The sequence below is a fragment of the Nocardia aobensis NBRC 100429 genome (assembly GCF_000308375.1).
Classification (GTDB): Bacteria; Actinomycetota; Actinomycetes; order Mycobacteriales; family Mycobacteriaceae; genus Nocardia; species Nocardia aobensis.
Window position 1 is genome coordinate 75,440 of record NZ_BAFQ01000167.1, and the last position, 7,325, is coordinate 82,764.

Sequence of the window (7,325 nt, forward strand, 5' to 3'; positions counted from 1 at the left end):
TTCTTGACGCAAGGGCCGGGGCGGGCCGTATGGTCGAATTCGTGAGCGTACGAATCGAGCGCAGCGGGCCGGTCTTCACGGTGATCCTGGATCGCCCCGAGGCGCGCAATGCCGTCGACGGACCGACCGCGCAGGCGCTGGCGGCGGCGTTCCGCGAATTCGATACCGACGACACGGTGGCGGTCGCGGTGCTCTGGGGCGCGGGCGGCACCTTCTGCGCCGGGGCGGATCTGAAATCGCTGGGCACCGAGAAGTCCAATCGGGCGGCCGAGGACGGCGACGGGCCGATGGGCCCCACCCGCACGACGCTGACCAAACCGGTGATCGCCGCGGTCTCCGGCTATGCCGTAGCCGGTGGACTGGAACTGGCGCTGTGGTGTGATCTGCGAATCGCCGAGCAGGACAGCACATTCGGCGTGTTCTGCCGGCGCTGGGGCGTCCCGCTGATCGACGGTGGCACCGTGCGACTGCCGCGCATCGTCGGCCACGGCCGGGCGATGGACATGATCCTGACCGGCCGTGCGGTCGCCGCACCCGAGGCACTGCAGATCGGACTGGTCAACCAGGTCGTGGCCCCCGGCGAATCGCGCGCCGCCGCGGAGCGGCTCGCCACCGAACTGGCCGCGCTGCCGCAGACCTGCCTGCGGTCGGATCGGATGTCGGCGCTGGAGCAGTGGGGGCTCGACGAATCGGAGGCGATGACGCGCGAGTTCCGCTACGGCTTCACCGCGCTGGCCGACGGCGCGCTCGAGGGTGCGCAACGGTTCGCCGGTGGCGCGGGCCGGCACGGATCGTCGGCCTGAGCGGCGATGGGCCGGCTCACCGTCGTCGACGAGATCTTCCTGCGCGCCCATCGCGGTCTGGGCACTCCCAGTGCGCTGCAAGGATTGTGGCGCACCGCCGACCCCATCGACCGCCGGCTGCTGGAACAGATCCACGCCGCCCTGCGCGTCGGCCCGCTCGGCCGCCGGGTCGTCCGGCCACGGGTGCCGGGTGCGCGGCCGTACTGGCGGCGCAACAACGGCGCTCATCCGTTGCGTATCGCCGGCGGCGGCATCACCACCGCTGATCTGCTGAGCTGGGCCGGCGAACAGGGTTACGAGCTGGATCCGGAATTCGGACCGGGATGGCGGCTGTCCGCGGCGGCGTTGCGTGAGGGCGGTTCGGTGGTGGCGCTGACGTGTTCCCACGCCCTCGCCGACGGTCGCGGCCTGGCACTGGCCGTCGACCACGCGCTGTCCGGCACGCCGGTCACGGATTACGCCGCCCCCCAGTCGGATTGGGCCGATGCCGCCCGGCAGTGGTCCACCGTGGTGTCCGGCACCGCACGCGCCCTGCGCCACGGAGTTCCACGGGAATCCGGTGACGGCACGGGTCGCAGTGCCGAGACGGCGACGACCTCCGATGTGATACTTCAATTTCCGGCGGCAGATTGGGAGCTGGCCGCGGCGGGACGGGGTGGAACAGCCAACAGCCTGTTCCTCCATATCGTCGCGAAAATACTGTGGGACAGCGGCTTTCCCGATCCGACCATCACCGCCGCCGTGCCCGTCGACACCCGCGACGATCGCCGCGTCAACAACGACATGGCTATGACCGAAGTGGTGGTCGAACGCACCGACACACCCGCCATCCTCCGCGAGAAGTGCCGTGCGGCATACGAATACCGGATGTCCGGTCCGCCGGGCATGCCCGCGGAACTATTGCAGGTGCTGCCCGCGCGCGTGGCCCATCGGCTCTCGCGCGGTGCGGGCGAACGTGACATCCTGTGCTCGAATATCGGCACCCTCCCCGCCTCGCTGGCGCAGCTGGGTCCCCATCGCTGCACCGGCGTCGCCGCCCGGGCCATCCATCCCGGACTGCAACCGACGGCGCTGCCCCGCACGCGTCTCGCGGCCTATCTGTGCCGGATCGGGCACACGTACACCCTCGCACTGGTCGGCCTGGATCAGGAACACTTCCGATCCCCCGCTGCGCTGATCGATGTCGCGCGCAAGACGATCGAGCGGCTCGAGGTGCCGGTCACCGTCTGGTGAACCGGTGTCGACGGCCGGCAGCTTCGCCGGTTCCGGTACGCGCCGTCACGTGGTCCGGGGCAGCCACCGGGCGCACCAGGTCGGGCGCCGGGACCGGCGTGCCGAAGACCTGGCGGACCGGGAGCAAGCCCGCCCAGGCGTCGCTGTCGAGGTCTGCGGGATCGTCGGAGGGATCGCCGGTGCGGGTCTTCACCGAGGCTTCGGTGAGGTCGAGGGCCAGGACCAGGGTGGCCGCCAACTCCTTCTTGTCGGGCGCGCGCACGGTGTCCCAGGCGCCCGGGGCGGAATGTTCGACGATGGCGCGCAACGCGCGCAGCCGCTCCTCGGGATCGGTGACCTCGACCGGACGCCCGTGGATGACGGCGGAGCGGTAGTTCATCGAAAAGTGCATGGCCGCACGGGCGTACACGATCGCATCGACCAACGTCACCGCCACCGAGATCTCGCCGGTGAGGGCGGCGCGCATATTGCCCGCACCGGTCGATCCGTGCAGATACAGCGTGTCGTTCACCCGTCCGTAGATGGTCGGCAGCACGACCGGCGCGCCGTGCAGTAGCACGCCGATATGGCAGATCAGGCCGGCGTCGAGAACGTCGTCCAAGGCCGCGCGGTCGGTCGCCGCGCGGTCCCGGTAGCGAGTGACGGTACTGCGGCGGGTGGGAGAAAGCGCAGGTCCGGGAACTGATGTGGCGGTCATGGGAACAGCATCGCGCGGCGAATGGCATTATGAAATGGCCAATACACAGGCTTTCGAGAAGTCCACTTCGGAGCGGATCGGAGAACAACCGTGGACGAGCTGCCGCTCGCGGTCGATCGATCGAACCGGCGTCCGCTGTCGGTACAGGTCGCCGACGAGCTGCGCAAGGCCGCGACCGACGGACGACTGCGCGGCGGTGACCGTATGCCCTCCTCGCGAGCCCTCGCCGCCCGGCTCGGCGTCAGCCGCACCGTGGTCACCGCCGCCTACGACCAACTACATGCCGAGGGCTGGATCTCCGGGCGGCACGGATCGGGGACCTACCTCACCGCGGCACCCGTTCCGGCCTCGAACCACTCAGCCGCCCAGGCGGATTCGGATTCCGCCGGGGAACTGCTGGACCTCGCGCCCGGCGCCCCCTGCGCGGAGGCGATGGACAGCGCCGCATGGCGGCGGGCCTGGCGGGCGGCCGGCGATCGTGGCCCGTCGGTGCGCAAGGAGCGCGCCGGCGATCCCGGCTATCGGGCCATGGTCGCCGAACATCTGCTGCGCCATCGCGGGCTGCGCGTCGATCAACCGGCACGCATCATCGCGACAGCCGGAACCAGTTGCGCCGTAGGCGAATTCGCTCGTGCGGTACTGCGGCCAGGCGATGCCGTCGCCATCGAAGATCCCGGATATCTGCGCGCGGTCGGCGCCTTTCGCTCCGCCGGAGTCGAGGTGGTGCCGGTGCCGATGGACCGCGACGGGATCCTGGTCGCATCGATTCCCGCTCATGTCCGCGCGGTGTATTGCACTCCGGCACATCAATTTCCACTCGGCGTACGGATGCCCGCCGGCCGCCGGGTCGAGCTCGTGGACTTCGCGCGGCGCACCGGCGCGGTGATCGTCGAAGACGACTACGACGGGGAACTGCGCTACGACAGCGCACCGCTGCCCTTGCTCGCCGGGCTCGCGCCCGACCTGGTCGTCCACCTCGGCACCACCTCGAAGATCCTTTCGCCCACACTGGGCGTCGGATGGCTGGTCGCCGCCCCATGGATCGTGGCGGCCGTATTGGCGCACCGCGAATCGACCGGCGCTTGGCCGGCGCCGGCCGGTCAGTTGGTGCTGGCCGAACTCGCCCGCCACGGCGATCTTGCCCGCCATCTGCGCCGATTGCGCCGGGAAGTACCGCCCCGGCGCACGCTCACCGTCGCGGAACTACGCCGCCACGGCCTCGATATCCGCGGTGACGACGCCGGTTCCCACCTGGTGGTTCCCCTCCCCGATGCGGCGGCCGAAGGCCGTGCGATCGAGCTCGCGCGCCGCCGCGGTGTTCTCCTCGACGGGCTGGCCCGCCACCACGCCGGACCCCGGCAGACATTCGGCATCGCGCTGGGATACACCGCGGTGCCCCGCGACGAACTCCCCCGCGCCCTCCGGGTCGCCGCCGAATGCCTCGCGGCCGCCGCGCGCGAGACGAACACCGATGTGCGCGCCACTTTCCAGGGGTGGCAATAGCAGCCCGGTTGCATGCGGGCCTCGGTTACGAAATTCTCGATCCGTATGCGGCCCTGACGAGCGATAGATCGAGGCGGTGGTGGGAATTGAAGATCTCGCGGACTCGGCGGACCGGATCATCGCGGGCTTGCGCGAGCTCGCACCGCCCGGATGGCAACGGCTGGAGGCATCGTTCGCGGTGACCGTTGTCACCGAGTCGGCGTTGTTCCTGGTCGACGACGGTAACGGGCCGATCAGGTGTCAGGTGTCGGACGAGGTGTGGGCGTCGGTGCGCCGGCACCGGCAGCTCTCGGCCGAGCTGCAGAGCGAGCCGTGGTGGCGGATAGTGGTGCGGGCCGACACGGAAGAGGCCGAGGTCGTCGTCGATCACGGGGCCGAGCCGTTTCCCGGGGAGCAGTTGTTCGCGCCGCAGGCGTACCTGGCCGACCTGGAACATCATCCGCGCGGTCGGCTGCCGGTGTGGTTGGCGGCGTACATCGGGCGCGGTGAATCCCAGTCGAGGCCACCGCGCGCCGCCTGGGACGGAATGCGGGCGGACCGGAGCGCGGGCGTGCGGGCGGTGCCGGTCACCGGTGAGTTGCCGGACCTGCGAATACTGTGGGCACGGTGGGCGGTGCTGGCCGCGGCCTTCGTGGCGGTCGGCTCGGAACGGGGGCCACGCATCGGTCCGTCCGTGGGCATCTTCGAAAGCGCGGCCCACAGCGGCTCGACGTTGACGTTGCTTCCCGGAGATCGGGCGGTGCTGTCGGGTGGCGTATGGGAGGCCCCCGCCTTGGACGTCGCCTACAACGGGGGTGGCGCGATGCCGAATGTGTTTGCGGGAGCGCCGGACTGGGTGGCGGACCCGGTGCTCAATCCGCGGGTGCTGACCGGCATGCTGTCGTTTTGTTTCTGGTGGGAGGAGGGGCAGTGGTACCGGGGCGAATCCGCTCCGGTGTCGGAATGCGCGGCGGCGCTGCCCGCGGTGTGGACCACCGACACGGTGGCGCGAGTCGTCGCCGAGGTCGTTGAGAATCCGTCACCGGATGCCGCCGAGTTGCTGGTATCGGCCGCGCAAGCCGCCGCGGTGACACGTGAGGCGATCGTGCAGGTGGTCGGTGACGACACCGGTGTCGACGTCGCCGGTGCGCTGTTCCAGTTCGTCCTCGCGGATCTGGTTGCCGGAGAGGTCGCCGGGATCGGCGAGACGGAGGCGTTGGCACTGGTCCGCGATCACATCCGCGAGCGCGGGTACGACACCGCGGACTACCCCCCGTCGTCCTTGCGCGCCGACCGGGTCAGCGTGGGCTGGATGGTGCGATCGCCGGTGCCGGACAACGACATCGCGCTCGACCGCGCGGTCTTCTACGTCGCCGACGACGGAGTCGTGGAGCGCTCGAGTTCGTCGGTGCCGCTGTCGGTTTTCGTGACCGACTTCGAGCGACGACTCCGCCTGCGGGTCGGCGGCCGGAGCTGACGGTTCGAGGCGGGATATGAGCGGCGAACTTCGACTGGATCTGGCCGGTCTACGCGAACGGGGTGCACGGCTGACCGAACTCGCCGACCGGGTCGGGCAGACCTATGCGGGATTGCGCGATTGCCTGGATCAGGCTCGCGGTAGCTGGGGCGACGACTATATGGGCCGTCAGTTCGCCGAGCAGTTCACACCGCATGCCGATCAGATGCTGGCCAATGTGCGGGCGATGGAGCAGGGGCTGCACAGCACGGCGTCCGGAATCGTCGGTGTCGCAGACGAATTCGACGCCCAGGATGCCGGTAACGCCGCCCGCCTGGCCGACGCGGCGGATGATCGGACTTCGGGAAGCGGGAGTTCGCCCACGCTTCGACCGGATGCCGCGGCCACCCTGCCGTCGCCGGTCGATACCGGTGCACAGGTCCCGTACGACCCCGCCGCGTCCTCCCCGGCGCGCAACTCCGCGCTCGCCGACGGTCCGGCGCAGCGCGCCGGCGGGACGCCGCGCGCCGAACAACCTGCGGCCGGTGGCTCGCAGTCACCGAACGGTTCTCCGGCGCGCACCGGCCCGCAGGATGGGGCGCAGTCGCGCTCGCCGTGGAATCAGGATCGGCCGACGTCCGATCCGTCCGGGCACGACGGGCGACAGCCGGGCGGTGACTCCGGTCGCCGGTCCTCCTCCGTTTCGGCGCCGCCGTCCTCGTCGGCACCGCCTCCTGCCGACCGCCGCGCCGCGCCCCGAGCCACGGATGCCTCGTCCGGCGGCCGAGCGGCACCGACGAGACGGGGCGATACCCCGTGGGCAGGGCAGCCGCCTCGCCCTTCCGGCACACCGGGAAGGACCGAATCCCCCGGAAAGACCGGATCTCCCGGCAGGCCGGAGTCGAATCCCCGGCACGGTTCCCCACCCCGATCCGACCGTTCGTCGCGCGACAAGGCGCGTGCGGATGATCGGCGCCGCTCTCGCGAGCAGCGGGCGTCCGACCCGATGATCGGTTGGCTGGCGCGGACAGTGGCCGAGCGCCACGGCGTACAGGTCACCGGGTTCGACACACCTGGCCTCCAGCTGCCGCCCGTACGTGACTTTCTGTCAGCGGTGGACCGGGTGCTCACCGACTACCCGATGGTCCAGCTGAATTCGGTCGCGGTAGCGGAGCTCGATGGCGAACACGGCACGGTGCGATGGAGTCGTGAACCGGGCGACGAGGGCTCCACCGGCTCGATGACGCTCGACCTGCGCACCGCGCAAGAACCGGCGGCCGCCCCGACCACGGAATCCGGCGGCGAGCCGGCGCGATCGGACATCTATCCGGCGACGCTCCACGAGTTCGGCCGGGCCCTCGACGACGCCGGTGGCGGCGCGGCGCGCAAGCAGGCGCAGCGTGTCCTGATCGGGGAATACCTGCGCCGGGAGCCGCAGCCGGATCGCACACTCGCCGAAGTGGTGAGCGGTTACCGGGACTGGCGAGCCGGTGTGGCCGGGAAGTCCGTGGCCCCAGGCGAATTCGATGTGGGCCACGCGCTCGGAATCGCGTTCGCCGAGGTGGTGCAGCACGGTGCCGAGGCGGGCATCCAGGCGAGATTGCTGCATGCGGTGCTGGTCGCCGCGGCATCTCGACCGGTGTAGGTGGTGCCG

6 protein-coding genes are annotated in these 7,325 nt (G+C 70.6%); 5 read left to right on the forward strand and 1 reads right to left on the reverse strand.

Going from position 1 to position 7,325, the window contains the following annotated elements; translation table 11 throughout:
- Positions 1-29 precede the first annotated feature (29 nt).
- Both RJ03_RS22250 and RJ03_RS22255 read left to right on the forward strand, forming a co-directional pair.
- Entirely contained in the window at positions 30-803 is a 774-nt protein-coding gene (locus RJ03_RS22250; RefSeq protein ID WP_036505497.1) for a crotonase/enoyl-CoA hydratase family protein, read from the forward strand.
- A 6-nt stretch (positions 804-809) separates the two neighbouring features.
- Positions 810-2,036: a hypothetical protein gene (locus tag RJ03_RS22255; RefSeq protein WP_036505499.1), complete on the forward strand. Its 1,227-nt coding sequence runs from the start codon at positions 810-812 to the stop codon at positions 2,034-2,036.
- Here the strand turns inward: RJ03_RS22255 and RJ03_RS22260 are convergent.
- Positions 2,023-2,733, reverse strand: a complete 711-nt coding sequence (locus RJ03_RS22260) for a pyridoxamine 5'-phosphate oxidase family protein (protein WP_036505501.1) — start codon at positions 2,731-2,733, stop codon at positions 2,023-2,025. The two genes, RJ03_RS22255 and RJ03_RS22260, sit on opposite strands and share 14 nt — an antisense overlap.
- A gap of 90 nt (positions 2,734-2,823) precedes the next feature.
- Here RJ03_RS22260 and pdxR point away from each other — a divergent pair, with 90 nt between their 5' ends.
- From pdxR to RJ03_RS22275, 3 genes are all read left to right on the forward strand, one after another.
- The gene (pdxR, locus tag RJ03_RS22265) at positions 2,824-4,236 is read left to right on the forward strand and encodes a MocR-like pyridoxine biosynthesis transcription factor PdxR (RefSeq protein ID WP_036505502.1); all 1,413 of its coding nucleotides are present in this window, start codon (positions 2,824-2,826) and stop codon (positions 4,234-4,236) included.
- A gap of 79 nt (positions 4,237-4,315) precedes the next feature.
- Positions 4,316-5,692: a hypothetical protein gene (locus tag RJ03_RS22270; RefSeq protein WP_232329355.1), complete on the forward strand. Its 1,377-nt coding sequence runs from the start codon at positions 4,316-4,318 to the stop codon at positions 5,690-5,692.
- A gap of 16 nt (positions 5,693-5,708) precedes the next feature.
- Complete coding sequence (locus RJ03_RS22275; RefSeq protein ID WP_036505504.1) at positions 5,709-7,316, forward strand: hypothetical protein; 1,608 nt, start codon at positions 5,709-5,711, stop codon at positions 7,314-7,316.
- Positions 7,317-7,325 lie beyond the last annotated feature (9 nt).

Excerpts from the sequence above, each read along its gene's own strand:
- RJ03_RS22275 (WP_036505504.1), top strand. The coding sequence starts at position 5,709 with ATGAGCGGCGAACTTCGACTGGATCTGGCCGGTCTACGCGAACGGGGT.
- RJ03_RS22255 (WP_036505499.1), top strand. The coding sequence starts at position 810 with ATGGGCCGGCTCACCGTCGTCGACGAGATCTTCCTGCGCGCCCATCGC.
- RJ03_RS22250 (WP_036505497.1), top strand. The coding sequence starts at position 30 with ATGGTCGAATTCGTGAGCGTACGAATCGAGCGCAGCGGGCCGGTCTTC.
- RJ03_RS22260 (WP_036505501.1), bottom strand. The coding sequence starts at position 2,733 with ATGACCGCCACATCAGTTCCCGGACCTGCGCTTTCTCCCACCCGCCGC.